Source organism: Rhizorhabdus sp., from assembly GCF_018006725.1.
Classification (GTDB): Bacteria; Pseudomonadota; Alphaproteobacteria; order Sphingomonadales; family Sphingomonadaceae; genus Rhizorhabdus.
The window spans coordinates 1-25,229 of the sequence record NZ_JAGMXV010000049.1; the positions used below are offsets into that span (position 1 = coordinate 1).

Annotated in this window: 22 protein-coding genes; 16 read left to right on the plus strand and 6 right to left on the minus strand. The window is 66.2% G+C overall.

Annotated elements, in window-relative coordinates; translation table 11 throughout:
* The 5 genes from KAY22_RS09340 to KAY22_RS09360 all read left to right on the plus strand — a co-directional run.
* On the plus strand, nucleotides 1-348 hold a 348-nt coding region (locus KAY22_RS09340; protein WP_296622544.1), incomplete at its 5' end, for an HPr-rel-A system PqqD family peptide chaperone.
* Nucleotides 336-1,202, plus strand: coding sequence for an HprK-related kinase A (locus KAY22_RS09345; RefSeq protein ID WP_296622546.1), 867 nt, complete (start codon nucleotides 336-338; stop codon nucleotides 1,200-1,202). The genes KAY22_RS09340 and KAY22_RS09345, both read left to right, overlap by 13 nt.
* Nucleotides 1,199-2,224, plus strand: a complete 1,026-nt coding sequence (locus tag KAY22_RS09350) for a nucleotidyltransferase family protein (RefSeq protein ID WP_296622547.1) — start codon at nucleotides 1,199-1,201, stop codon at nucleotides 2,222-2,224. Before KAY22_RS09345 ends, KAY22_RS09350 begins: the two co-directional genes overlap by 4 nt.
* Nucleotides 2,225-2,283: 59 nt before the next feature.
* Nucleotides 2,284-6,702 carry an ATP-binding protein gene (locus KAY22_RS09355; protein WP_296622550.1) on the plus strand — a complete coding sequence of 1,473 codons (4,419 nt, stop codon included), beginning with the start codon at nucleotides 2,284-2,286 and terminating at the stop codon, nucleotides 6,700-6,702.
* A 104-nt stretch (nucleotides 6,703-6,806) separates the two neighbouring features.
* Nucleotides 6,807-7,424: a TetR/AcrR family transcriptional regulator gene (locus KAY22_RS09360; RefSeq protein WP_296622551.1), complete on the plus strand. Its 618-nt coding sequence runs from the start codon at nucleotides 6,807-6,809 to the stop codon at nucleotides 7,422-7,424.
* A gap of 6 nt (nucleotides 7,425-7,430) precedes the next feature.
* On the opposite strand, the gene KAY22_RS09365 is transcribed toward KAY22_RS09360, so the two are convergent.
* The gene (locus KAY22_RS09365; RefSeq protein WP_296622553.1) at nucleotides 7,431-7,880 is read right to left on the minus strand and encodes a MarR family transcriptional regulator; all 450 of its coding nucleotides are present in this window, start codon (nucleotides 7,878-7,880) and stop codon (nucleotides 7,431-7,433) included.
* Between the two features lie 77 nt (nucleotides 7,881-7,957).
* On the opposite strand from KAY22_RS09365, the gene hppD reads away from it, so the two are divergent.
* Genes hppD through fahA form a run of 3 tightly spaced genes read left to right on the plus strand, consistent with a single transcriptional unit; the run spans nucleotide 7,958 to nucleotide 11,623 of the window.
* Complete coding sequence (hppD, locus tag KAY22_RS09370) at nucleotides 7,958-9,034, plus strand: 4-hydroxyphenylpyruvate dioxygenase (RefSeq protein ID WP_296622555.1); 1,077 nt, start codon at nucleotides 7,958-7,960, stop codon at nucleotides 9,032-9,034.
* A gap of 58 nt (nucleotides 9,035-9,092) precedes the next feature.
* Nucleotides 9,093-10,352, plus strand: coding sequence for a homogentisate 1,2-dioxygenase (gene hmgA, locus KAY22_RS09375; protein WP_296622591.1), 1,260 nt, complete (start codon nucleotides 9,093-9,095; stop codon nucleotides 10,350-10,352).
* The gene (gene fahA / locus KAY22_RS09380; protein ID WP_296622558.1) at nucleotides 10,349-11,623 is read left to right on the plus strand and encodes a fumarylacetoacetase; all 1,275 of its coding nucleotides are present in this window, start codon (nucleotides 10,349-10,351) and stop codon (nucleotides 11,621-11,623) included. Before hmgA ends, fahA begins: the two co-directional genes overlap by 4 nt.
* 30 nt (nucleotides 11,624-11,653) lie before the next feature.
* On the opposite strand, the gene KAY22_RS09385 is transcribed toward fahA, so the two are convergent.
* A complete protein-coding gene (locus tag KAY22_RS09385) occupies nucleotides 11,654-12,088 on the minus strand; it encodes a nuclear transport factor 2 family protein (RefSeq protein ID WP_296622560.1) in 435 nt (144 codons plus the stop codon).
* Nucleotides 12,089-12,111: 23 nt separating this feature from the next.
* Nucleotides 12,112-13,440, minus strand: a complete 1,329-nt coding sequence (locus KAY22_RS09390) for an aromatic ring-hydroxylating dioxygenase subunit alpha (RefSeq protein ID WP_296622563.1) — start codon at nucleotides 13,438-13,440, stop codon at nucleotides 12,112-12,114.
* 170 nt (nucleotides 13,441-13,610) lie between these two features.
* On the opposite strand from KAY22_RS09390, the gene KAY22_RS09395 reads away from it, so the two are divergent.
* Nucleotides 13,611-14,162: a VOC family protein gene (locus KAY22_RS09395; protein ID WP_296622565.1), complete on the plus strand. Its 552-nt coding sequence runs from the start codon at nucleotides 13,611-13,613 to the stop codon at nucleotides 14,160-14,162.
* A 19-nt stretch (nucleotides 14,163-14,181) separates the two neighbouring features.
* Nucleotides 14,182-14,625, plus strand: coding sequence for a nuclear transport factor 2 family protein (locus tag KAY22_RS09400; RefSeq protein WP_296622567.1), 444 nt, complete (start codon nucleotides 14,182-14,184; stop codon nucleotides 14,623-14,625).
* A gap of 92 nt (nucleotides 14,626-14,717) precedes the next feature.
* Here KAY22_RS09400 and KAY22_RS09405 read toward each other — a convergent pair whose 3' ends face one another.
* Both KAY22_RS09405 and KAY22_RS09410 read right to left on the minus strand, forming a co-directional pair.
* On the minus strand, nucleotides 14,718-15,008 hold the full coding sequence (locus KAY22_RS09405) for a helix-turn-helix domain-containing protein (RefSeq protein ID WP_296622570.1): 291 nt from the start codon (nucleotides 15,006-15,008) through the stop codon (nucleotides 14,718-14,720).
* A 17-nt stretch (nucleotides 15,009-15,025) separates the two neighbouring features.
* On the minus strand, nucleotides 15,026-15,379 hold the full coding sequence (locus KAY22_RS09410; RefSeq protein ID WP_296622572.1) for a type II toxin-antitoxin system RelE/ParE family toxin: 354 nt from the start codon (nucleotides 15,377-15,379) through the stop codon (nucleotides 15,026-15,028).
* Nucleotides 15,380-15,462: 83 nt separating this feature from the next.
* On the opposite strand from KAY22_RS09410, the gene KAY22_RS09415 reads away from it, so the two are divergent.
* The 3 genes from KAY22_RS09415 (at nucleotide 15,463) to KAY22_RS09425 (ending at nucleotide 18,797) form a co-directional block, all read left to right on the plus strand.
* Entirely contained in the window at nucleotides 15,463-15,690 is a 228-nt protein-coding gene (locus tag KAY22_RS09415; protein WP_296622574.1) for a hypothetical protein, read from the plus strand.
* Nucleotides 15,691-16,194: 504 nt separating this feature from the next.
* Nucleotides 16,195-17,097: a TauD/TfdA family dioxygenase gene (locus KAY22_RS09420; RefSeq protein WP_296622578.1), complete on the plus strand. Its 903-nt coding sequence runs from the start codon at nucleotides 16,195-16,197 to the stop codon at nucleotides 17,095-17,097.
* Nucleotides 17,094-18,797, plus strand: coding sequence for an amidohydrolase family protein (locus tag KAY22_RS09425; RefSeq protein ID WP_296622581.1), 1,704 nt, complete (start codon nucleotides 17,094-17,096; stop codon nucleotides 18,795-18,797). Before KAY22_RS09420 ends, KAY22_RS09425 begins: the two co-directional genes overlap by 4 nt.
* 3 nt (nucleotides 18,798-18,800) lie before the next feature.
* Here the strand turns inward: KAY22_RS09425 and KAY22_RS09430 are convergent, their stop codons facing one another.
* Entirely contained in the window at nucleotides 18,801-21,590 is a 2,790-nt protein-coding gene (locus KAY22_RS09430) for a TonB-dependent receptor (RefSeq protein WP_296622593.1), read from the minus strand.
* A gap of 169 nt (nucleotides 21,591-21,759) precedes the next feature.
* Here KAY22_RS09430 and KAY22_RS09435 point away from each other — a divergent pair, with 169 nt between their 5' ends.
* The 3 genes from KAY22_RS09435 to KAY22_RS09445 all read left to right on the plus strand — a co-directional run.
* On the plus strand, nucleotides 21,760-23,322 hold the full coding sequence (locus KAY22_RS09435; protein WP_296622584.1) for an ATP-binding protein: 1,563 nt from the start codon (nucleotides 21,760-21,762) through the stop codon (nucleotides 23,320-23,322).
* Between the two features lie 48 nt (nucleotides 23,323-23,370).
* The gene (locus KAY22_RS09440) at nucleotides 23,371-24,489 is read left to right on the plus strand and encodes a helix-turn-helix domain-containing protein (protein ID WP_296622586.1); all 1,119 of its coding nucleotides are present in this window, start codon (nucleotides 23,371-23,373) and stop codon (nucleotides 24,487-24,489) included.
* A gap of 97 nt (nucleotides 24,490-24,586) precedes the next feature.
* Nucleotides 24,587-25,229: alpha/beta fold hydrolase (locus tag KAY22_RS09445; RefSeq protein WP_296622589.1), on the plus strand; the 643-nt coding region annotated here is incomplete at its 3' end.

Consider the following 25,229-nt stretch of genomic DNA (forward strand, 5'->3'; position numbering starts at 1 on the left):
CTACTCGTCTATCCAGAGCCGCCCCTGACTGCGGACAGGAGCGCCGGGTCTGTGGCGCGGTACCGTCTCTATCGAACCGACTATCCGGACAGCTGCCGCGTCGAGGCGGTCGATGGGCTGGCGCTGATCTTCCATCGCCCCTCGGGTACCACCCATTTCCTCGATGCGCCGGTACCTGACATGCTGCTGCTGCTGGCGGAGACGCCCGCGACCGCAGAAGCGCTGGCGGGCCGGCTGTGCGCGAAACTGGGCTTCGCGCTCGACGATGAGGCCCGGGAAGTCGTCTCCCGCCGTCTCGTCGAATTGTCCGCTGCCGGGCTCGTGTGGACCGAGCCGTGCACGGCCTGATCCTTAGGGTAGGACCGGTTTGCTTCCGCCTCGCCTCTCCGTGGCGCGCGCCTATGGACGCGGCAGCGGCGCTCTACGCCGGCTATCCCTCGCCGCCCGACGGGATCGCTACCGTGACCGCGAGGATCGACGCCCCGTCGCCACTCAGGCGCTGGATCCGCCCGCAGGTCGTCGTCGAGGGTGACCATCGCCTGGACGGAACCGTACCCATGGCGCTGCGCCACGGCTTGCTCGCGCTCGAAATGGCGATGAACATGCAGGTCGCTCTGGGCGAGCGTCGCTATCTGCTGCTCCACGCGGCGGCGGTGGAGCGCGGCGGCCGGGCGGTGATCCTGCCGGGCGAGTCCGGCTCGGGCAAGTCGACGCTCGCCGCACTGCTCGGTGAGACGGGCTGGCGCCTGCTGGCGGACGAATTCGTGCTGATCGACCTCGCGAGCGGCCTGATCCAACCCTTCCCCCGCGCGATCAGCCTGAAGAATGAATCGATCGCGGCAATGGAAGCGGTCGTCGCGGACGGCAGCCGGTTCGGGCCGCATCTTTCCGGAACGCCCAAGGGCGAATTGCGGCACCTGCGTCCCACGCCCGATGCCATCGCCCGCATGGACGAGCCCGCCGAACCGGCGCTTATCCTCTTTCCCACCTTCGGACCGGCAGCGGCGGTCGAAGGGGTCAGCCGGTCCGAACTGTTCGCGCGGATGACCGAGGGGTCGACCAATTACAGCGATCTCGGGGAAGCCGGTTTCGTCCGGTTGTCGCAGCTCGTGCAGGAAGCCCCGGCGGTGCGCTTCTCCTATCCCGACGGACCGACCGGCGCGGCGATCGTCGAGCAATTCTGCGCGGAGGCAGGCTTGTGAAGTCGGCCATGCCTCTGGCCCGGATATTGGCCGATCCGGTGGCGGCGCTGTCGCTCGATGCCGCCGACTGGCCTGCGCTGCTGTCGATCGCCCGGCTGGAGCGGCTCGAGGGCAGCCTCGCCTATCGCCTCGCCGACCTCCCGCTGCCGGCGTCGATCGGCCGCGATCTGGAGACGATCCGGTCGGCGGCCGCCGTCGCGCAGCGCCAGGCGCTTTGGGAGGTCGAGATGGCCCGCCGCGCTCTGGCGTCGGTCGGCCTGTCCCCCATCCTGCTGAAGGGCAGTGCCTTTGCCTTTGCCGGACTACCTCCCGCGCCGGGACGCCACGTCGGCGACCTCGACATATTGCTTCCCCGCAGCCAGCTGGAACTTGCCGAGCGCGCCCTGCTCGACGCCGGATATGAATGGGTCAAGGACGATCCCTACACCCAAGCCTATTATCGCAACTGGATGCACGAATTGCCGCCGCTGGCCCATCGCGAGCGAGGGTCGATGATCGACGTCCACCACAGCATCCTGCCGCTGACGGCTCGGCGAACACCCAATGCCGCGGCGCTGATCCGTGACAGTATCGAGATTGCGGACGGGCTGCGCATCCTCGCGCCGGTCGACATGATCGTTCACGCCGCCGCGCATCTGTTCGCCGATGGCGATCTCAGCGGGGGGCTGCGGAATTTATGGGATATCGATCGCCTGCTGCGCCTGTTCGGTACCGACCGCGACTTCTGGCCGCACCTGGGCGAGCGCGCCGCGCTGCACCAGATGCGCGAGCCGGTGGCGCTGGCGCTGCGCCTTGCGAACCGTCTCTTCGCAACCCCGGTAGAGCCCCGACTGGCGGGGCATGACCGGATGCGCGATACGGCATTCACGCGATGCCTGCTGGCGCGGGATGGTTGGGGGCGCCCTACCCGGCCCTTCACGCGCCTCGGCTTCTATGTCAGGTCTCACTGGATGCGGATGCCACCGCTGCTCCTGGCACGGCATCTGTGGACCAAGGCCGGGATGAGGCGGAAAGCGATGTAGAGCAAGGACCGGAACTTCCATGAATTCAATAAGTTGACATAGTTCCGACGGGAGGATGAATGGCGGGCGGCGACGGCGAGACCAGCACCACGGATTTGGACCTTCTTGCCGGCGGCGGTGAACTGGGCGCCTTGATGCGCGCGTTCGACTGGAAAACAAGCCCGCTCGGTCCACCAGAACATTGGCCACAGAGTCTCAAGACGACCGTTCGGATCATGCTGACGTCGCGACAGCCGATCTGGGTCGGCTGGGGACCGGAACTCACCTATTTATACAACGACGCTTACCGATCGATCATCGGCGCCCGCCATCCCTGGGCGCTCGGCAAGCCCACCGCCGAGGTCTGGAGCGAGATTCGCGCCGACATCGAACCCATGCTGGCTCAGGCGATGCAGGGCGACGAGGGCATCTATGTCGAGGAACAGCTTCTGATCATGGAACGGAACGGCTATCCGGAAGAGACCTATTATACCTTTTCCTATAGCCCGATTCCCGACGATCAGGGTCGGCCCGGCGGGATCATCTGCGCGAACAGCGACGACACCGCCAAAGTCATCGGCAAGCGTCAGCTCGCCCTTCTGACCGACCTCGCCAACCGCGCGATGGCGGCCGAAAACGGTCGCGATGCCTGCCAAGCAAGCGTAGCGGCATTGGCGGCGGCCCCCCGAGACATTCCCTTCGCGCTGCTGTTTCTCGAGGGGAACGAACCTGGGACATTGGAACAGGTGGCATCGCATGGCGTGGAGCCCGGTTCGCCCCTGGCTCCAGCGCTATTGCAAGACGGCGACAGCTTTGCCGGCCAACCGCTCTTCCCTTCCCGGCTGTCGGAACCGGTCGAGATCGAAGACATTGCCGGGTTCGCGAGCGAGGAGGCGAGCGCCATATGGGGCCGCCCGCCGCGCAGCGCCCTGATTCTCCCTTTGCCCGCGTCCGAACGCCGCGGCGTACTCGTCGCCGGAATAAGTCCCGTTCGCCAGCTGGACGCCGGTTATCGCGACTTCCTGGGACTGGTGGCGGGGCAGATCGGTACCGCCGTCGCCAAGGCCGACGCCTATCAGGCGGAGCGCCAGCGGGCCGAGGCGCTGGCCGAGATCGATCGCGCCAAGACGATCTTCTTCTCCAATGTCAGCCATGAATTCCGCACGCCCCTGACGCTCATGCTGGGGCCGGTCGAGGAGTTGCTGAAATCGACCGATGGCGCTGCGCATGATCTGGCCGCAATGGCGCATCGCAACGGTCTGCGCCTGCTCCGGCTGGTCAATACGCTGCTCGACTTCGCCCGGATCGAGGTGGGCCGTACCGAAGGTCGCTTCGAGCCGACCGACCTCGCCAGCGTTACCGCCGACCTGGCCAGCAATTTCCGCTCGGCCTGCGAGCAGGCTGGACTGACGCTCGAATTGCGCACCAGCCCACTGCCGCAGCCGGTCTATGTCGACCGGTCGATGTGGGAAAAGATCGTCCTCAACCTGCTGTCCAACGCGTTCAAATACACGCTCGCCGGCCGCATCTCGGTCGAGATTCGCAGTGAAGGCGACATGGCGGTGGTGGTCGTCGCAGACAGCGGCGTGGGCATAGCAGCCGACGAAATTCCGCGCCTGTTCGACCGCTTCCACCGCATCGAAGGCCAGCCGGGGCGGACGCAGGAAGGCACTGGGATCGGGCTCGCCCTGGTCAAGGAGCTGGTCGGGTTGCACGGGGGCATGATCGCCGTCGAAAGCGAACTCGGCCGGGGAACGCGCTTCACCGTGACATTGCCCACCGGCTCGGCCCACCTGCCGCGTGAGCAGGTCACGGAAACGCCGGCGGCTCGCCCCTCTTCGACCATGGCGGAAGCCTTTGTCGAGGAAGGTCTGCGCTGGCCATCGTCGCCGGCGCCCCTCGGCGATACGACATCGCCGCCATCCGTGGCCGTCGACGCGCTCGCCTATATTCTGGTCGCAGACGACAATGCCGACATGCGCGACCATATCGCGCATCTGCTGCGTCCGATCGGCTATCAGGTCGAGACCGTGACCGATGGCGAGGCCGCGCTCGCCGCGATGCGTGCACGCAAGCCCGATCTGGTGATCAGCGATGTCATGATGCCGCGCCTCGACGGTTTCGGCCTGCTACGGGAGATACGCGCGGACCCCGAGCTTCGCGCCACGCCCGTGCTGATGCTGTCGGCGCGGGCAGGCGAGGAAGCGACGGTCGACGGAATCCAGGCCGGCGCGGACGATTATCTGACCAAGCCCTTTGCCGCACGCGAGCTGATCGCCCGGGTCAACGCCAATCTGTCGATCGCCCGTGCGCGCCTGGCCGTGGCCGAGCAGGTCCGGGCGAGCGAGCTGCGGCTGCGTCGCCTGTTCGAAAATGCGCCGGGCTTCATCGCGATCCTCAACGGCCCCGAATTCACCTTCGAGTTCGTCAACAAGACCTATATCCGGATGTTCGGCGATCGCGACTATCTCGGGCGCCCATTCGAGGAGGTGTTCACCGAGCTCGGTTCCAGCACGATCATCCGCAACGTCTTCCTGACCGGAGAGCGCTATCGCGCAATCGCGGTACCGGCGCGGCTCGAAGGCGGCCTCAGCTACGCGCTCGATTTCGTCGTCGAACCGATCCGCGACATGGACGGCGTCGTCACCGGCATCTTCCTCGAAGGCCATGACGTCAGTGAACGTAATCGTGCCGAAACCGCGCTGTTCGAGGAAAGCCGAACCCTCGACACGCTCAACCGCAGCGGCATCGCGATCGCGGCCGAACTCGACTTGCCCCGGCTCGTGCAGATGGTGACGGATGCGGGCGTCGAGGTGACCGGTGCGCAGTTCGGGGCCTTCTTCCACATCGTGAAGGACGACGGATCGGACAGCTACATGCTCTACAGCCTTTCCGGTGCCGACCGCGCGGCGTTCGAACATTTTCCCATGCCCCGCCAGACCGGCGTTTTCGGGCCGACCTTTCGGGGCGAGCGGGTGATCCGGTCCGGGGACATCACCCAGGACCCACGCTACGGCAAAAATACGCCCCATCGCGGCATGCCGGAAGGGCATATGCCCGTGCGGTCCTATCTCGCGGCCCCCGTACGCTCACGCTCCGGGGAGATATTGGGGGGGCTCTTTTTCGGACATGCCGAGCCGGACCGCTTCAACGAGCGGCATGAGCGGCTGATCGTGGGCATCGCCGCGCAGGCCGCCATCGCTATGGACAATGCCCGACTGTTCGACGCCGGCCAGCGCGAGATCGCGGAGCGCAAACGGGCAGAAGAGGAATTGCGGGAACTCAACGAAACACTCGAGCGGCGTATCGCCGAGGCGCTGGCCGAGCGCGAAGTGGCCGAGGAGGCGCTGCGCCAGTCACAGAAGATGGAGGCCGTCGGCCAGCTGACCGGCGGAGTCGCGCACGACTTCAACAATCTGCTGACCATCATCACCGGCAATCTCGACATCATGCTGCGCGCAATGGATCGCGGTGACGAGGCGCGAATCCGCAGGGCGATCGAGAGCGCGCAGAAAGGCGCCGACCGCGCGGCTTCGCTGACGCAGCGCCTGCTCGCTTTCTCGCGCCGCCAGCCGCTCGCACCCAAGCCGATCGACGTCGACCGGCTGGTTTCCGGCATGTCGGAACTGCTCACCCGCGCGCTTGGCGAGACGATCTCACTCGAGGTTGTGACCACGTCCGGCCTGTGGCGGGTCGAGGCCGATCCGAACCAGCTCGAAAATTGCCTGATCAATCTGGCGGTCAACGCGCGCGATGCGATGCCGGGCGGCGGCGCCCTGACCATCGAGACCGCCAATGCCCGCCTCGACGAAGAGTATAGCGCCGCCCATGCGGAGGTGGCGCCGGGCCAATATGTGGTGATCGCGGTCTCGGACACCGGGGTCGGCATGTCGCGCGAAGTCCTCGGCCGCGTGTTCGAGCCCTTCTTCACGACCAAGGAGGTCGGGCGCGGGACCGGTCTGGGCCTGTCGATGGTCTATGGCTTCGTGAAACAGTCCGGCGGCCATGTGAAGATCTACTCCGAGGAGGGATCGGGGACGACGATCAAGATCTATCTGCCGCGGCTCCTCCACGACATCGATCCAGCCGAAAGCGAGGGCGAAATGCTCCCTGGCGGGCGTGGCCGGGACGAGGTCATCCTGGTGGCGGAGGATGACGACGATGTCCGCGCTTACACGGCGGAAATCCTGCGCGAACTCGGCTATCGCGTGATCGAGGCGCCCGATGGCGCGGCAGCGCTGAGTCTGGTCGAACAGCCCGACCAACCGATCGACCTGCTGTTCACCGACGTTGTCATGCCGAACATGTCGGGGCAGGAACTGGCGAGCCGCGCGCAGGCGATAAGGCCCGGCCTCAAAGTTCTCTATACCAGCGGCTATACCCGCAATGCGATCGTCCATAACGGCCGGCTGGACGCGGGGGTCGAGATGATCGCCAAACCCTTCACCTATCAAGCGCTGTCCGCGCGCATCCGGGAGATACTGGACGCAGTGGGCTGACGCAGCCGGGCCGAAAACAGCGACATTGAAACAGAGGTACCGAACTGTTACATGACACAGCGACGACATGAGCGGCCACAAACGAGACGGGATTGCCTGTGCCTGTGACGAAAAAGGCCGTCTGCTGCGACGCTGACGGATCGCCGACCAAGAAGACCGCCGCCGCCCGCGTGTTCGAGGCAGCGCGCGACCTGTTCTATCATCGCGGAATTCGCGCGGTCGGGGTCGACGAGATCGTGTGCAAGGCGGGGGTGACGAAACCCAGCCTCTATCGCGCCTTCGCGTCCAAGGACGATCTGATCGCCGCCTGTCTCGAGGAAAGCGGACGCGAGGGGCGCGCGGCGCTGTGCGAGGTGATCGAGACGGCTGGGAAGGATGCCGGCGATCAGCTTCGCGCGGTCGTGCGTTATTTCGCGGCCAAGGTCGCCTCCCCCGATTTTCGCGGCTGCCCGATGAGCAACACTGCGGTCGAAATTCCCGAGCCCGGTCATCCGGGCCGCGCGGTGCTGGAAAGCTGCAAGGCCGACATGCGGGCGACGATCATCGAGATCACCCGCCGCTTCGACACAGACCGGCCCGAGGACCTTGCCGATGGCCTGGTGCTGATCATCGAAGGCGGCATGGCTGCGCATCATATCTTCGGCAGCCAGGGCCCCTGCGCGGCAATGGTCTCGGCAAGTGACGCCCTGATCGAAGCCTACCGGCAGCGCGCGCGGGCCTGACGCGGCTCAGCCACCGAGTTCCAGCGCCCGGGCCTCGATCGCCCGTAACATCCGCATGAAATCCTCCAATTCGCGCGCGTCGAAGCTGGAAAATATCTGTTCCTCGAACTGAAGCGCCTTGGGCGCGACCTGCGCGTAGAGCGACCGCCCGGCATCGGTCAGCGCCAGCAGGCGCGACCGCCGGTCAGCCCGGTTCGGCGCGCGCGTCACCAGTCCGCGATCGACCAGCGCGAGCGTCGCCCGGCTGACCGTCACCTTGTCCATCCGCGTCGCGGTACAGATGCCCTGCTGGGTCACGCCGTCGCGCTCGGCGACGACAGCGATCACCCGCCATTCCGGGATCGAGAGGTCGAACAGCGCCTCATAGGCCTTGGCGATCACATCGCTGACGACGTTGGTCGTCACCGAGAGGCGATAGGGAAAGAACTGATCGAGCACGAGGCGGTCGCTGGCCATGCGCGTTGGTAACATTTGACACGACTCGCTTCAAATCCCTATTAGTTTCGTTTGTTACCATATTCCGAGGAAGCGCCATGACCGACCCGTCGCTGAAACCGCATGCCAACCCGCTCGGCCTCGACGGCTTCGAGTTCGTCGAGTTCACCGGTCCCGATCCGCTGGCGCTGGCAGGGCTGTTCGAAGCCATGGGCTTCACGCATCTCGGCAATCACCGGTCGAAGAATGTCCGCCGCTACCAGCAGGGCGACGTCAACTTCATCCTGAACATGGACGCGAGCGGCCAGGCGGCGGAGTTCCGCGAGGCGCATGGCCCGTCCGCCAATGCGATGGCCTTTCGTGTCCATGACGCGACCAAGGCGTTCGACAAGGCGGTCAAGCGCGGTGCGACGCCGGTTCAGGGACCGGTTGGGCCGATGGAGCTCAACATCCCGGCGATCGAGGGGATCGGCGGATCGAATCTCTATCTGGTCGACCGCTATGGCGCCCAGGAAATCTACGACGTCGACTTCCGCCCGGTCGAGGGCATGGCGCGCGACCAGCGCTCGGTCGGCCTTCACACGCTCGACCACCTGACTCACAATGTCATGCGCGGGCGGATGAACCACTGGGCGGGCTTCTACGAGCGTGTCTTCAATTTCCGCGAGATCCGCTATTTCGACATCGAGGGGAAGGCGACCGCGCTGCTGAGCCGCGCGATGACCGCCCCCGACAACAAGATCCGCATTCCGCTCAACGAGAGCCAGGACGACAAGAGCCAGATCGAGGAATTTCTGCGCGAATATAAAGGCGAGGGAATCCAGCATCTGGCGCTGGCGACCGACGACATCTTCGCGACGGTCGACCGGCTGCGCGCCAACGGCATCCGTTTCCAGTCGACCCCCGACACCTATTATGAGGGGATCGACGAGCGCCTTCCCGGCCATGGCCACGACATCGAGGCAATGCGCAAGCGCGGCATCCTGATCGATGGTGCGCCCGAGACCGGCGGCGGCATCCTGCTCCAGATTTTCACCGAGAACATGGTCGGCCCGATCTTCTTCGAGATCATCCAGCGCAAGGGCAATGACGGCTTCGGCGAGGGCAATTTCAAGGCTCTGTTCGAGTCGATCGAGCGCGACCAGATCCGCCGGGGCGTGCTCAAGGTCGACTGAGCCCGTCGGCGCCCTTCCACCGTCCGTTCGATCGGGGACCGCGATGAGCGACCACTATATGACCGGCTTCGGCAATCATTTCGCGACGGAAGCCGTCGCGGGAGCCCTGCCGGTCGGCCGCAATTCGCCGCAGCGCCCGGCCTTTGGCCTCTATGCCGAGCAATTGTCCGGCAGCGCCTTCACTGCGCCGCGATCGGAGAACCGCCGCAGCTGGCTTTACCGGATGCGGCCTGCCGCCAATCACCCGCCCTTCCGGCCTCATGAGGGCAAGGCGCGCCTCTGCGCCGCGCCCTATGCAGAGGCACCGGCCGATCCCAACCGGCTGCGCTGGGATCCGCTCCCCCTCCCAGTCGAGCCGACCGACTTCGTCGACGGGCTCGTCACGCTGGGCGGCAATGAGGGGATCGGCATCCATCTTTATGCCGCCAACCGGTCGATGGTCGACCGCGCCTTCTTCGACGCCGATGGTGAATTGCTGATCGTGCCGCAGGCGGGCGCGCTGCACATCGTCACCGAAATGGGCTCCCTCGATGTCGAACCTCTGCAGATCGGGCTGATCCCGCGCGGGGTTCGCTTTCGCGTCGAGGTGCCGGACGGGGAGGCGCGCGGTTATGTCTGCGAGAATCACGGCGCGCCCTTCCGCCTGCCCGACCTGGGCCCGATCGGCGCCAACGGCCTCGCCAATGTGCGCGACTTCGAGACGCCGGTCGCCCGGTTCGAGGACATCGACGCGCCCTGCGAGCTGATCCAGAAATATGAGGGCCGGCTGTGGTCTTCCACGCTCGACCACAGCCCGTTCGACGTCGTCGCCTGGCACGGCAATCTGGCGCCCTACCGCTATGATCTGCGCCGCTTCAACACGATCGGCACGATCAGTTTCGACCATCCCGATCCGTCGATCTTCACCGTGCTGACCTCGCCCAGCGACACGCCCGGCACCGCCAATTGCGACTTCGTGATCTTCCCGCCGCGCTGGATGGTGGCGGAGGACACGTTCCGCCCCCCGTGGTTCCACCGCAATGTGATGAGCGAATATATGGGGCTGATCACCGGCGCCTATGATGCCAAGGCCGGCGACTTCCTGCCCGGCGGCGGATCGCTGCACAACCGCATGGCAGGCCACGGCCCCGACCGGGCGAGCCATGAAGCGGCGACCAACGCCCGCCTCGCCCCCCACAAGATCGAGAACACCATGGCCTTCATGTTCGAAAGCCGCTCGGTGATCCGCCCCACCCGCTTTGCCTTGGAGACACCGCTGATGCAGCTGGATTATGACGATTGCTGGTCGGGCTTCGCCAAGGCGGAGCTGCCGCGATGAGCATCGACGCGACCCATGATCCTGCGCTGACGAGCTGGGTGCCCGGCGCCGACGGCCATCCCGACTTTCCGGTGCAGAACCTGCCCTATGGCATCTTCTCGATCGGCAACGGCGAACGCCGCCCGGCCGTGGCGATCGGGGATAGCCTGCTCGACCTCCAGGCCATTTCCGGGCTGCTGCCCGTCGAGCTGCACGGCCCGACGCTGAACGCGCTGTTCGCGATGGCGCCCGAACGTCGCCGGGCGCTGCGCGCGAAGCTGTCGGAGCTGCTGTCGGTCGAGAGCCACCGGGCTGCGCTTGCGCCGCATATCCATGCGCAGGCCGACGTCACGCTGCACCTGCCCGCGACCATCGGCGATTACACCGACTTCTATGTCGGCATTCACCACGCGATGAACATCGGCAAGCAGTTCAGGCCCGACAGTCCGCTGCTTCCCAACTACAAGCATGTCCCGATCGGCTATCATGGGCGCGCCTCGTCGGTGCGGCCGTCGGGCGTGCCCGTCGTCCGGCCGAAGGGTCAGCGCAAGCCGCCTGAAACCGAAACGCCGGTCTATGCCCCCTCCGCACGGCTCGATTATGAGCTGGAGCTGGGCGTGTGGATCGGGCGGGGCAACGACCTCGGCGAGGCCATCCCCATCGCCGAAGCGCCCGGCCATATCGCCGGTTTCTGCCTGCTCAACGACTGGTCCGCGCGCGACTTCCAGGCGTGGGAATATCAGCCGCTCGGGCCCTTTCTCGCCAAGAATTTCCACACGAGCGTGTCGCCCTGGGTGATCACGCCCGAGGCGCTGGCGCCCTTCCGCACCGCCCAGCCGCCCCGCCCCGAGGGCGATCCCCGGCCCCTGCCCTATCTGTGGGACGAGGCCGATCAGGCGAGCGGTGCGCTGGGCGTCGAACTCCACGCTTACCTGACCACGGCGCAGATGCGCGCGCAGGGCCTCGCCCCGCACCGGCTGAGCCGGGGTCCGGCGTCGAACATGTACTGGACCGTGGCGCAGATCGTGACGCACCATGCGTCCAACGGCTGCGACCTGCGCCCCGGCGACCTGCTCGGCACCGGCACCATCTCCGCCCCGAGCGAGGACGGCTTCGGCAGCCTGATGGAGATTTCGCGCGGCGGTACGCAGCCGATCCGACTGGAGAGCGGCGAGGAGCGCAGCTTCCTCCAGGACGGCGACGAGATCATCCTGCGCGCCACCGCCTCGGCGCCGGGCTTTGCGTCGATTGGCTTCGGAGAGTGTCGCGCGACGATCCTCCCCGCGCGCTGAGGTCGGGCGGGGGACGTCGCCCGCCCAGTCTCACTCCATGTAGAAGATGCGATATTCGCGCCGGGTGAACAGCCAGCGTCCGTCGATCTTCGCCAGCACGTCGTCATAGCGCCCGCGCACGCGCTTGAGATCGCCCGTCCCCGGCTCCTCGAAGATCTCCGAGGTGTAGCAGACCGCCTTCGCGCTATCGCCGTCCACCTCGATGCTGCCCGGCGTGGCGATATAGACCATCGGCTTGGTGCAACCGTCGAGGCCATACGCCTTCATCGATTCGACCCAGGCCGAGACGATCGTCTCCTTGCCCGAAAAGCCGCCGAGATCGGGGAATTCGGGCAGCGCCCAATAGGCGTCGTCGGCCCAGGCGGTCGCCCAAAGCTCGGCATCCTTGGTCATCACCGCATGGGCATAGGTCTCCATCAGCTCGCGGATCAGGATCCGGTCTTCGAGCGGGCCGGTATAGGGCATGGTCTGTCTCTCCTGCGTCGGGGTCAGCGCCGGCCTTCGAGCCAGTCGTTCAACACTTCATGGAAAAAGCGCACACGGGTTTCCTGCGCCGGCAGATAGGCGTCCTGATAGCCGAGCGAATGCATCCCCGCCTGCATGTCCTCGGCCAGTTCCATGTCCTGATAGACAATCTGACCGGCCAGTTCGGGGATGCCGCGACCACCGTCGAAGTCGCGATGCTCGCACTGCTCGACTTCGCGCAGCGGACGCGTGCCGGCCATGATCGATTCCACCTCTGACTGCCCCTCGACCGGGAAGGCCATGCACCACAGGTCGAACCAGCATTTCTCCGGATCGTCGGGATGCGGCTCGCTGCGGAAGAAGATCAGATTGTCGGGCAGGAAGCTGATCGTGACGTTCGGAAAGATCACCGTGTGCGGACTGTCGGTAATCTCTTCGTCGTCCATATGCTCATAATGGACATAGCCGCGCTCGCGCCACAGCCGCTTCTTGGCGGCCTTCAGGTCGAGCCAGCCCTGCATCGCCATCTCCTCATAAGAGGCATAGCGCGCCGGATCGATGTCCCACTGGCGCAGGATCATCTCGAACGGATGCGGCACGCCTTCGGGCAAGCGATCGCTGAGCGAGGGGCGCATCGGCTGCACGGTGCGGCCATGGCCGCGCGGCCACATCTCGTGCCGGGCGGTGTCGACGTCCTGGTCGATCCACGGCGGCACCTGCGGGTGGGCGGTGCGGGTGTGGTAGCTTTCCGAGAAATTGTCGGTGACGAACTTCCAGTTGGCGTTGAGCGCTATCCGGTACCAGGCGACGCGGACCGCCGTGTCCATCGGGTAATTTTTGTAAAGCTCGGGCATCGGATCGAGATAATCGAGCAGGTCGGGCGCTTCCGGATCCATCGTGTACCAGACGAAGCCGCCCCATGTGTCGCAACGCAGTTCGCGCAGCGCGAGCTTGCCGCACGGATCACCCTGGGGGAAGTCATGCGCATCCTGCGCCTGCTGGAGCACGCCGTCGATGCCCCAGCGCCAGCCATGATAGGGGCAGGTGATCGCCTCGACCGACGAGCTCTGCCGCACCATCCGCATGCCGCGATGCCGGCAGCTGTTATAGAAGGCCCGGACCGATCCGTCGTCCTGGCGGATGCAGATCACCGATTCCTTCAGGAAATTATGGACGACGAAGTCGCCCGGCTCCGGAAGTTCGGCGGTGCGGCCGGCGACGTGCCAGATCCGTTTCCACAGCCGGTCCCATTCCTTGGCCGCGAACTCGGGGGAATAATAGCGGTCGCCGCTGATCGGGTCGCCGCGCAAAACCGACGGGTCGCGCCCGTCCAGCCTCTCGTCCAGGCTCATTTCTCTCTCCTGCTCCGCCGTCGCGGATATTCGGCGGAAGGTGCGGGATGCTGCCACTGCTTGGTACTGGCAATAAGGTCAGATCACGGCTGCTACGGCATGGTCCACGCTGGCTGACAAAGACGCGGTCCTGCCGGAGTCGCGTCCGCACAAGAGATCAGGAGAGTGACATGTCGGTTTCGGTGACTCCGGGTGTGCCCGGCCCCCACCTCATGCAGGCCGCCTTCATCGTCGAGGATCTCGACGCGGCGATCGATGCCTGGATCAAGACGACCGGCATCGGCCCCTTCTTCGTCGTGCCGAACATCGTCCTGACCGAGTTCGACTATCGCGGCCAGCGCAGCAGCGGGCTCGATTTCTCGGTCGCCATCGCCCAGTCGGGCGGGGTCCAGATCGAGCTGATCCAGCAGCATTCGGACGGCCCGTCGGCCTATCGCGACCTGATCGCCAAAGGGCAGCAGGGCTTCCACCATTTCTGCATCTACACCAGCGACTATGACGCGACCCGCGCGCGTTACCTCGCGGCGGGCGCCGAGAGTGCGCTGGACGGCCTCTTCGGCGAGGTGCGCTTCTGCTATATCGACACCAGCCCGACGATCGGCTGCATGATCGAACTGGTCGAGGAACACCCGCTGGAGGGCGAATTCTTCGCGCGCATCGCCGAGGCGGCGAAGGACTGGGACGGCGTCACCGATCCCATCCGCCCGGCCTTCCCCGCCTGACCGACAGGAGCAGACCAGCATGCCCATCAACTGCCCAATCGAAGACCGCCTGGCGATGCAGGACCAGATGATCGCCTATGCCCATGCCGTCGACTCCATGCACGATATCGACGGCATATGCGCGGTGTTCACCGAGGACGCCGTGTTCGACCTGACCCGCATCGGCCTGATCGAGCATCATGGCCATGCCGGCATCCGCGCGCTGTTCGAAAGCGTCTTCGCCTCGATGTCGCACCACGGCCATTATCTCTCGAACTTCGCCGTCACCGCCTACACCGCCGACCGCGCCTCGATGCGCGCCTATGTCGACGCCAAGGGCCTGGGCAAGGACGGCAGCTCGCTGAATGTGCTGGGCCGCTATTATTTCGACTTCCGCCGGACAAACGATGGCTGGAAGGCGGAGCGCTACACGCTGGACCTGTTGCTCCCGCCGGCGGGGTCGCTCGACAAGATCAGGGCTTAAGGGGGAAGTTGGGGGCGCCGTCCTGAGCTACGGAAATACGCCGAATGACGTTGACACCGCAGCCGACATCGAAAACGCATGATCCCGAACGATCAGGCGGCGCGCAGTGCCTCGCGGGCCTCTCCCGGCAGCTGGGCGATGACCGAAAGGTAGGCGCTGGCGGTGGCATCGGGGTGGCGGCGGCCCTGTTCCCAGCCCTTGAGGGTAGCGAGCGGGATCCGATAGGCGCTCGCGAAGGCCTGCTGCGACAGGCCCAGCTTTTCGCGGATCGCGCGCACGTCGGGAACCTCGATGGTGTGGACGCGCGCCACCGTACCCTTACCCTGAGCGTGCGCGGCGGCCTCTTCCATCGCCGCGATCAGGTCCTTGCCAAAGTCCGACATCGCCATGCTCCTCACATTCAATCCACCCCAGCGTCTTTCGGGGCCTTGATCGTCGCCGCGAAGGCGGCCACCGCCTTTTTCTCGTCCGCGCTCAGGTCCGTCGCCTGCGCCTTGGCGTAAGCCAGTAGCAGGTAGAGCGGACAATCGGGGCGGTAGTAGAAATAGACTACCCGCGCTCCGCCCCGTTTGCCGCTTCCCGAGCGCGCCCAACGTAGCTTCCTGACTCCGCCCGTGCCGGGGATCACGTCGCCCGCTTCAGGGTTATGAGCGACAAAATCGACCAGCTCGGCTCGTTCTTCCTCGCTCCAGATCCTCTCGGCGGAGCGTGCAAAAACCTGCGTCTCGACAACGGTGATCGGCCGGATTTTCACCACGATCCTATACGTCAATGACGCCCAATACGCAAGTCGATGGTGACCAGGGTCCCACGGCCCGCCGCAGCTTTGGATTAGGATTGCGTGACATCGACCTTTTTCTGGCCGCTCTGCGCGTATGCGAAGCGGTGGAGGCGAGCTTTCAGTTGCGGCCGCAGTTGTCAAACCCGAATGACGAGATAGTCCTAGAGACCGCTGTCAATGGCAGAGCCGATGAGCTGGTTACACCAAATGCGGGCGACTTTTCCAAGGCACTCCGAGATTTGGTTCACTGCAATACAGTCACGAAATTTGAAAAATTTGTATAAATGCAAATATGACAATCAACATTTCAGTGAAATTCTAAAACAATCCCAATGCGATATAGCAACTTCACAATCACTCAATTCATGCAACGTTATGTTAACCAATGCGTAATCACTACGAGCGTGACAGCGCAAAACCATGCAACAATTGCTGACCAGTTCACGTTGTGCCGGATGATCCGAACAGTTCGAACGGTATGTTCCTTCGACATAGGCAAAGCGATCTCCTTCGGCGGCGCGCATTACGCCCAGCCGAACATTTGTTTGTGTGGGTCTTTCTGTTTATCTTGCTGCGAATCGGTTTAATCCAGACCGAGCAAATAGGCCGGCATGAAGCCGGTCCATCTTCAGTACCACTTCGGTCGGCACGGTTCCGGCGAACGGCGACGCAGCACAGCGCATCCCGCAGGAGCCCGATTAGCATCTGTCCTCTACTCCATTTGAACCATGCGCTCCCCCACCGCTGCGCCTATCCTCTCCCCGACTGCCGAGGAGAGGATGCGCAGCATGGGATTCGAGCTTCGGCCGCTGGACGGTCCGATTGGGCGGGAGCTTGTCGGGCTGGATCTCGATCGCGACGTGACCGCCGCCACGGCGGCCGCGGTGCGGCGGGCGTGGTTGGACCATGGCATGCTGCTCGTGCGGGGGCCGGGAACGTCGCCCGAGGCGCAACTGCGGCTCAGCCGCTGCGTCGGCACGCTCGAGCCGCATGTCATTCCGAAATTCCGCCATCCCGACAATCCGGAGCTGATCCTGCTGACCAACAAGGACGGGCCGTCCGGTCCCGTCTATGAGCATGACGGGGTGGCAATCCATGGGCGGATTCCGTGGCATAGCGACGGCGCCTTCGTCACCACGCCCAATGCCGGGGCGGTGCTGCGCATGGTGCAGCGGACGCGCGATGGCGGGCAGACCGGCTGGCTCGACCTCGCCGCCGCCTATGATGCGCTGGACGACGCGACCAAGGCGGAGATCGAGGGGCTGGAGGCGGTCTATCTGTTCCGCGCGGGGCTGGAGGAGATGCGCTTCAACGCTCCCGGCGGCCGGCGGATCAGCCCGCGCAACGACAGCTATCCGCACTTTCCCCCGGTCGCCGTGCCGCTGGCCTGGGCGCATCCCGAGACCGGCCGCAGGCTTCTGTCGCTCAGCACGCTGAACATCGACCGCATCCTGGGGATGGACCGCCCACGCAGCGATGCGCTGATCCAGCGGCTGATCGATCATATGGTCCAGCCCGCCTTCCATTATATCCATGACTGGCAGGACGGCGACATGGTGCTGTGGGACAACCGCTCCATGCTCCACGCCGCGCTCGGCCATCCGGTCGACCAGATACGGATCGTCCACCGCACCACGATCAAGGGCACGCAGCCGACCGGGCGGCTGCTCGAGGCGGAGAACGCGGCATGACCGAATTCGACCTGACAATCCGGAACGGGCTGATCGTCGACGGCAGCGGGGCCGAGCCCTATCGGGGCGATATCGGCATAAGGGAGGGGCTGATCGCGGCGATCGGCGACGATCTGCCCGCGGCCGCGCAGGACATCGATGCGTCGGGCCTGATCGTCACGCCGGGCTTCGTCGATCTCCACACCCATTATGACGGGCAGGTGACCTGGGAGGAGCGGCTGACGCCATCCTGCTATCATGGCGTCACGACGGCGGTGATCGGCAATTGCGGAGTCGGCTTCGCGCCCTGCCTGCCCGAGCGGCGCGACTTGCTGATCCGGCTGATGGAGGGGGTCGAGGACATTCCCTATCCGGTGCTGGCCGAGGGGCTGCCGTGGACCTGGACCAGCTTCACCGACTATCTCGATGTGATCGCGTCGCGGCGCTACGACATGGACGTCGCCGCCTATGTCCCGCATGCCGCGCTGCGCGTCCATGTGATGGGCGAGCGCGGGGCCGCCCGCGAGGCGGCGACCGCCGAAGATCTGGCGGAGATGGCGCACCTGTTGGGCGAGGCGCTCGACGCGGGTGCGCTCGGCATCGCCACGTCGCGCACCTTCTTCCACCGGTCGAGCGACGGACAGGCGATCCCGACCTATGGCGCGGCGGACGCGGAGATGCTGGCGCTGGCGCGGGTGCTGCGGGAGAAGGGCAAGGGCCTGTTCCAGATCGTCGAGGACGTCCACCTGCCCGACCGCTCGATCGCCGCGCTCGCCGAGATTGCGCGCGAGGCGCAGCGTCCGCTGACCTTCTCGATGGGGTGCAGCAACAGCGGTCCCTATGCCTGGCCCGGCCTGCTCGAACAGCTGAGCGCCGCCAATGCCGGGGGCGCCGTGGTCAAGGCACAGCTGATGCCGCGCGCGATCGGGATGCTGCTGGGCTTCGAACTGACGCTCAATCCCTTCTACACGACCGCGACCTATAAGCAGCTGTCGGCGCTGCCGCTGGCAGAGCGGCTGGCACGGCTGCGCGACCCGGCAGTCCGCGCCGCGATCCTGGCCGAGCCGGTCGATCCCGATCCCGCGCTGGTGCTGGGCCGGATGGTACGCCAGTTCGACACGATGTTCGTCCTCGGCGAGCGGCCCGATTATGAGCAGCCGCCCGAGCGCAGCATCGCGGGCATGGCGGCCAGCCGCGGGATAAGCCCGGAGGCGCTAGCCTATGACCTGATGACCGAGGGCGGGAGCGGCGGGAAGCTCTACCTCGCCATGGCCAATTTCGCCGATGGCAGGCTCGATGCGGTCGGCGCCATGCTCGACCATCCCGACGTCGTGCTGGGCCTGGGCGATGGCGGCGCGCATGTCGGCACGATCTGCGACGCCAGCTATTCGACCTTCGCGCTGACGCACTGGGTGCGCGACAGGCCGCAGGGGCGCAAGCCGCTCGCCGACATCGTGCGGCGGATGACCTCCGCCACGGCGTCGATCGCGGGTTTCGACGATCGCGGGCTGCTCAGGCCCGGCCTGCGCGCCGACATCAACCTGATCGACCTCGACGCGCTGGCGCTGCGCGAGCCCGAGCTGCGCTACGACCTTCCGGGCGGCGGGCGGCGACTGATCCAGCGCGCCGACGGCTATCGCGCGACCATCGTCCGGGGCGAGGTGGTCAGCCGCGACGGCGAGCCCAGCGGCGCCCGGCCGGGACGGCTGATCCGGGCCTGACGGTCAGAAGAAGGCCTTGCGAAACTCGATCCGGATCGCGCGGCCGACCGGATCGAGGAAACTGCCCTGATAGCGAAGCGGCGTGGCGCCGGTCGCGTCGCGCACGCGCGGCAGCGTGTCGAACAGATTGTCGATGCGCAGCGAGATGCGCGCGCCTTGCGCCCAGTCGGCATTGGCGAGCGTCGGAATCTGGGCGAGGTTGACGAACAGCCGGGCATTCACCTTCGCGAGCGATCCGAAGCGCAGATCGCCCGTGGGCGAGGCGGGGCCGGCATTGACCGTTGTCTCCTCCTGCCAGTTGCCGGTCAGGCGCAGGCCAAGGCCGTTGTTGGAATAGGTGAACTGCGCCTCCAGTTCGTGGCGCGGCGTGCCGCCGGTCGCACCGATCGCATCGCCATCGAGCAGGTCGAGCACCGGCAGACCCCGGCGGATGAGGATTTCGTCCTTGAAGTGCCAGGTGTGAAAGACCGAAAATTGGAGCCGCCCGCCCTGCCCGCCGCCGCGACCGCGAAAGCCGGGGCCTTCGCCGGGCGTGCCGCCGGGCTGGGCGTTGCCGGGTTGGGCCTGCCCTTCCGGACGCGGGCGGGCGGCGGGATCTGCGCCATCGCCCGGCCGGCCGGCATCCGCCTCGCCGCGCTGGGCCGCCGCTGCCCGCCGCTCGGCGAAGCGGCGTGCCATCGCGCCCGATCGCATCGCGTCGATCACCGACTGGGCGGTCTTTAACCGCTTGGTGAAGGTCATCCCCCAGCGCAACTGGCTCTGCTCCTGGCGGTCGAAATTGACCGCGCGCGCGTCGATCCGGATCAGATCGCCATCCTCGTCGCGGATGAAGCGATCGGCGAAGGCGGCAGCGATGGCGGGCGTCGGCTCTGGGAAGCCCGCGATCGCATTGCGGATGCGGCTGTGAACATAGTCGGCCGAGAGGGTGACGTCCTCCCTGAACGGCTTGAGCGTGAGGCCGAGCTTCATCACGCGGCGGCGATCGGCGAGCAGGTCGGGATTGCCGCCGCCCAGCTGGGCGATGTCGACGGTCACGCCGCGCAGATAGTCATAGGTTCGCACGTCGGGCGTCAGGACCTGGGGGTTGCCCAGCTGCTGCACCGACGGCGCACTGCGATCATGGGTCATCGAGAAGATCAGGCTGATCCCGTCGCGCGGCTTCCACGTCGTGCCATAGCCATAGGCGCCGAGCGCCCCGAAGTCGGAATAGCGGTCGACCGCCGCGTTGACGTTGATCGACAGGTCGCCGATCGCCGGAAGGACGTCGTTGCGCCGGCTGGTCAGCGGCAGATCGAAGCTGACCCGGCCGTTGACGTCGGTGCGCGACAGGTCCGCCGCGCTGACGAGGCCCGACCGGGTCGAGCGGCTGTCGAGGCCTAGCGCGCTGAACCCGCCCTTGAAGCTGGCGTTCAGCGGCCCGGCAGGCAGATCGAGCAGCGGGCCGTTCGCCACCAGCTGGATGTCGCCGCTGTCGGAGGTCGAACGCGCCCGGTCGACGATGCGGCTGTCGAGATAGCCCCCACTGATCGGCCCGAAGGGATTGACCGAGGCATTGCCTGCCAAAATCGCGCCCTGCAGGTTGGACAGGTCATAGCCGCGCCAAGTCTGCGTGCGGCTGACGACATGGTCGTAATTGCCGGTCAGCGACAGCTTCCACTTCGCCACATCCTTGTCGAGCGAGAAGCCGAGATGGCCGGTCCAGCCCGAGCTGGCCTGGGTCAGCGGGTCATCGCCGAGATAGCGCAGCAGCGAGACGTCGGTGCCGAAGGGCGAGAAGGGATTGGAGGCCGGCAGCTGCAGGGCCGAGCCGGGCAGGCCGCGCAGGCTGTCGCTGTCCGAGACGTTGAGATTGGCGTTGAGCGTGGCCGCGACATTGTCGAGGATCGTCCGCGAATAGACGCTGTTGACGTCGAGCGTGCGGGTGCGCGGGCGGATCGTGCGGAAACGGCCGACGTCGCTGCTGTTCGGGCGGTTGGCGCCGGCCACGAAATCGGACAGCGCCGGCGCCCCCGAAGCCGCATTCGCCGGAACGCCCGCCACGGTGACGGGCTGCCCGGCGAGGATGCCGAGCGCCGGATCGATCTCGGACCCACGCGTCGCAGCCTCGACATTGCCGACCGCATCGAAGCTGCGGCCGCTGCGCGAGACCAGGTTACGCTCCGCCTCGGTGATCGCGGCGCTCTGCTCATATTCGATGTTGACGTTGAGCCGTTGGTCGCGGCGGATGTGGAACAGATTGACCTCGGCCTCGCCGGTGCCCGCGCCGCCGCGCGTGGACAGCCCGCCCTCCGCTTCCACCGTCACCGCACGAAAACGGCGCCGCAGCACGATGTTCACCACGCGCTGGTTGGCGCTATAGCCATATTTGAGCGCGACCTCCTCGGGCAGGATGTCGACCCGCTCGATCGCTTCGGTCGGAATGTCGCGTATCTCGCGGAAGCCGGAAATCCGGCGACCGTTGAGCAGCGTCACCGGCGCCTCGCCGCCCCGCCCCTGCCCGCTGCGGGTCTGGGGCGCCAGTTCGTCAAGCAGTTCGGCGATCGAATTGACGCCCAGCGCGCGGACGTCGCCGCCGTTCAACTGCTGGATCGGGGGGATGTCCCCCGTCACCGCGCCGCGCTGGCGCTGGCCGGTCACCAGGATCGGGTTGTTGTCCTCATAATCGGCCTCGTCACCCGCCTCGACCGAGCGATTTTCCGCGCCGGAAGACGCCGGTTGCTGCGCCGGGGCGGCGTCCACCGCCACCAGCATCAGCCCCAAAGCCGCCAGACCGCCAGACCCCAACCGAACCATGTTCAAAAATCTGCTCCCATGCCGAATCCCGATCCGGCTCTTAGCGCTGCTTTCTGACGGGAAATGTCAGTCCTGCAACATAGCGCAGGGCTCATCCCATTGTTTCGCTTTGGATGGCGTGATCCATAGTTTACCCTGCAATGAGGCGTGCTGCAGGGGTGCCACCGCGATGTTCGAGATGTTCCGTGAACTGGCCAGCGGCCGTTACGCGCCACATGGCTATTGCCTCCTCTGGGATCCCTGGCTGGTCTGGACGATGGCCATATCCGACGTTCTGATCGCCCTCGCCTATTTCTCGATCCCCGTGGCGCTCGTCATCTTCGTTCGCCGCCGCCGCGACGTCGCCTTCGGCGGAATCTTCTGGCTGTTCGCGCTGTTCATTACCGCCTGCGGGCTGACCCATCTGGTCGCGCTCTGGAACCTCTGGAATGGCGCCTATGAGTTGGAGGCGGTGGTCAAGGCGGTGACTGCCGCCGCATCGGTGCTGACGGCGATCCTGCTATGGCCGCTGCTGCCCAAGGCCGTGGCCCTCCCCTCGCCGGCGAAGCTGCGCGCCGCCAACGCCGCGTTGCGCGAGGAGATCGTGCAGCGCGAAAAGGCCGAAGCCGCACTCGTCCAGTCGCGCAAGATGGAGGCGATGGGCCAGCTGACCGGCGGCATCGCGCATGATTTCAACAATCTGCTGCAGATCATCGGCGGCAGCCTCGACCTGATCAGCGCAAGGTCGCGGGGCGACGAGCGTCTGCAACGGCTCAGCGGTTCGGCGCTCGCCGCGCTCGAACGCGGCCGGCGGTTGACCAGCCAGCTTCTGTCCTTTTCGCGCATCCAGCGGATCGAGCTTCGGCCGGTGCGGCTGGAGGAGATGCTGACCGGACTCAAGGAACTGCTGGCGCGTACGATCGAACCCGCCATCACCCTCGAGTTCAAGATCGAAAATGCGCCCGAAGCGGTGCTGACCGATGCGGTCCAGCTCGAACTCGCGCTGCTCAATCTCGCCCTGAACGCGCGCGATGCGATGCCCGATGGTGGGCGCCTGACGATAGCCGTCGAAAGTGTCGCCATTTCCGGACGGGACGACATAGCCGACGGCGACTATGCGGCGATCAGCGTGGCCGATACCGGTTCCGGCATGGACGGGGAAACCCTGTCGCGCGCCTTCGAACCCTTCTTCACCACCAAGGCCATCGGTAAGGGCTCGGGCCTGGGCCTCAGCATGGTGTTCGGCATGGCGACCCAGAGCGGGGGGACGGTGACGATCGATTCTGCGCCGGAACGTGGCACCACCGTTACCGTCCTTTTGCGCCAGACGTCCGAGACAGCGCCGGCCATCAGCGAGGACCGAGCCGCATCGCTGCCCGATCGGCAGGCCCTGGAGGGGTTGCGCGTGCTCGTCGTCGACGATGAGCCCATCGTCCGCGAGGTGGTCGCCGACATGCTGGCCGATCTCGGCTGCAAGGTGACCGTCGCCGACAATGGCCGCGCCGCGCTGCAATTGATCGAGCGCGACACACCGACGGCGCTCCTGCTCGATTTCGCAATGCCCGACATGAACGGCGCAGAGGTCGCAGAGGCAGCGCTGCGGCTGCATCCCAAGATCCGGATCGTCTTCGCCACCGGGTTCGCCAAGTCCGATGCGATCGAGGCCGTGCTGGGTGATCGCGCGATCGTGCTACGCAAGCCCTTTTCGCCCAATTCGCTCGCGCAGGCGTTGCAGGCGGCGCTGGGCCAGTGACATTCGGGCCATGACATTCGCTGCGCCGACATTCGCAATGTCCCGCCCTTGATCCCGACCGGTCGGCGCGACAATGCTGTGCTGGTGAAGGACAGCGCCCCCTTTTGCACGGATGCCACCCCGTCGGCCCCTGCGCTGTCGGTCGGGTCGGTGCGTCCGCTGCTGTCAATGATGGAGGCGAGTGGTCTCTCGCCGGTGACCATCCTGCGACGGGCGGCCTTGCCAGCCAACCTGTTCGACGCCCAACCGGCGACCGCTCTGCGATTGTCGGACTATTTCCGGATCTGCGAGCAGATGGCGCTGCAGGGCGGCGACGAAAGCTGCCATGTCTCGCTCCGCCCGCTAATGGTCGGCACGTCGGAACTCGTGCAGTCGCGGCTACGAAGCTGCGAGACGATAGGCGAGGTGATGGAGGTGCTGGCGAGCAGCTACAACATCATCCACGGCCACCGCTATAATCAGGTCCATCGGCGCGGCGGTGGAATCAGCTACATCATCGACGATGCCGATTTTCCCTATGCGCTCGATCCGGACGACGCCTTCGTCATCCTCTCGCTCGAATGCCTGCTGGTCTATGTCCATGTCCTGATCGCCTCGCTGGCGCCGCCGGGCGCGTCGGTCAGGCTGCGGTCGGTCCGTACCAGAGGACCCTCGGGCGAGCGCGGGCATCTCGGCTTCCTCGGGGTGACGATCCGGCCGGTCGCCGGCGTGTTCGGCCTCGACTATGATAGCGCCACGGGCGCGCTGCCGGCGGCGACGGCGGGCAGCCCGGTCCTGTCCGCGCGGACCATCTATGGCGGTGTCGCCGACATGCTCGACCGGCTCGACATCATGGCGCCAGACGGGCTCGGCATCGTTGCGCGGGTCGAACGCGAACTCGCGGCCGGGCGGTTCGAGCAAGGCGAGGTCGCCACCGCGTTGGGGGTCAGCGTCGCCACCCTCCGGCGCAGGCTCGGCGAAAGCGGGACCGCCTTCCGCGACGTGCGCGCAGCCTTTCTCAACCGGCAAGCCCGCGCCGCGCTCGCCGAAGGCCTCAGCATCGCCGACGTCGCGGAAAGCCTGGGCTTTTCGGATGGAAGAAGCTTCGCCCGCGCCTTTCGCCAGTGGAACGGCATGGCCCCCGGAGACTATCGCGACGCATCTCGCTTGAGCGAAATTGTCCCATAAAAGTTGATCCGAAGCGTCATCGACAGCGCCCACCTCCCTCTTATTCTTTGGGCATGAGAGCGGATCATATCCGCGTACAGGGAGCAGGATCGTCTTGATGGCACGCCATCATCTTGTCGTTGCAGCATTGGCGGCCGCCTGTCTGGCGGGTGCGGGCGCCGCGCATCCTGGCCATGCTGCCGACAGCGCGGTGGTCGCGCCGGCCGCGCCCGATCGCTTCCTGACCGTCGACGGCGTACGCTTCCGCCTGCGCGACGAAGGGCCGCGCGACGCGCCAGCGATCGTCCTGATCCACGGCTTCACCTTCAGCCTCGACAGCTGGGACGCCTGGGCGGCCGACCTCGCGCGCGACCATCGCGTTATCCGCTTCGACCTGGCCGGCCATGGGCAGAGCAGCGCCGATCCGCGCCAGCGCTACGACACGACGACCCGCGTCCGCCAGCTCGGCCTGCTGCTCCACGCGCTTCGCGTCCAACACGCCACTGTCGCGGGCAACAGCTTCGGCGGCCTCGTCGCCTGGAACTTCGCGGCAGCCCATCCGAAGCGGGTCGATCGCCTCATACTGGTCGACAGCGCGGCCTTCTCGATCAACGGGGTAACCGAGAAGCCGGTCCCCGTGCCGCCGGCGATGCGCGCCTATCTGCTCGACCCGAGTCCAGCCGCCGTCGCCTTTTCCGCCGCCGCGATCTTCGCCCATCCCGAACGGTTGGCCCCGGCACGGCTCGACCGGATGCGCACGC

What these genes read in the sequence shown, in the direction of transcription:
- KAY22_RS09355 (WP_296622550.1), top strand. Translation starts at nt 2,284, where the DNA reads ATGGCGGGCGGCGACGGCGAGACCAGCACCACGGATTTGGACCTTCTT.
- KAY22_RS09365 (WP_296622553.1), bottom strand. Translation starts at nt 7,880, where the DNA reads ATGGCCAGCGACCGCCTCGTGCTCGATCAGTTCTTTCCCTATCGCCTC.
- hppD (WP_296622555.1), top strand. Translation starts at nt 7,958, where the DNA reads ATGACCGACCCGTCGCTGAAACCGCATGCCAACCCGCTCGGCCTCGAC.
- hmgA (WP_296622591.1), top strand. Translation starts at nt 9,093, where the DNA reads ATGACCGGCTTCGGCAATCATTTCGCGACGGAAGCCGTCGCGGGAGCC.
- fahA (WP_296622558.1), top strand. Translation starts at nt 10,349, where the DNA reads ATGAGCATCGACGCGACCCATGATCCTGCGCTGACGAGCTGGGTGCCC.
- KAY22_RS09385 (WP_296622560.1), bottom strand. Translation starts at nt 12,088, where the DNA reads ATGCCCTATACCGGCCCGCTCGAAGACCGGATCCTGATCCGCGAGCTG.
- KAY22_RS09390 (WP_296622563.1), bottom strand. Translation starts at nt 13,440, where the DNA reads ATGAGCCTGGACGAGAGGCTGGACGGGCGCGACCCGTCGGTTTTGCGC.
- KAY22_RS09395 (WP_296622565.1), top strand. Translation starts at nt 13,611, where the DNA reads ATGTCGGTTTCGGTGACTCCGGGTGTGCCCGGCCCCCACCTCATGCAG.
- KAY22_RS09400 (WP_296622567.1), top strand. Translation starts at nt 14,182, where the DNA reads ATGCCCATCAACTGCCCAATCGAAGACCGCCTGGCGATGCAGGACCAG.
- KAY22_RS09405 (WP_296622570.1), bottom strand. Translation starts at nt 15,008, where the DNA reads ATGTCGGACTTTGGCAAGGACCTGATCGCGGCGATGGAAGAGGCCGCC.
- KAY22_RS09420 (WP_296622578.1), top strand. Translation starts at nt 16,195, where the DNA reads ATGGGATTCGAGCTTCGGCCGCTGGACGGTCCGATTGGGCGGGAGCTT.
- KAY22_RS09425 (WP_296622581.1), top strand. Translation starts at nt 17,094, where the DNA reads ATGACCGAATTCGACCTGACAATCCGGAACGGGCTGATCGTCGACGGC.
- KAY22_RS09430 (WP_296622593.1), bottom strand. Translation starts at nt 21,590, where the DNA reads ATGGTTCGGTTGGGGTCTGGCGGTCTGGCGGCTTTGGGGCTGATGCTG.
- KAY22_RS09435 (WP_296622584.1), top strand. Translation starts at nt 21,760, where the DNA reads ATGTTCGAGATGTTCCGTGAACTGGCCAGCGGCCGTTACGCGCCACAT.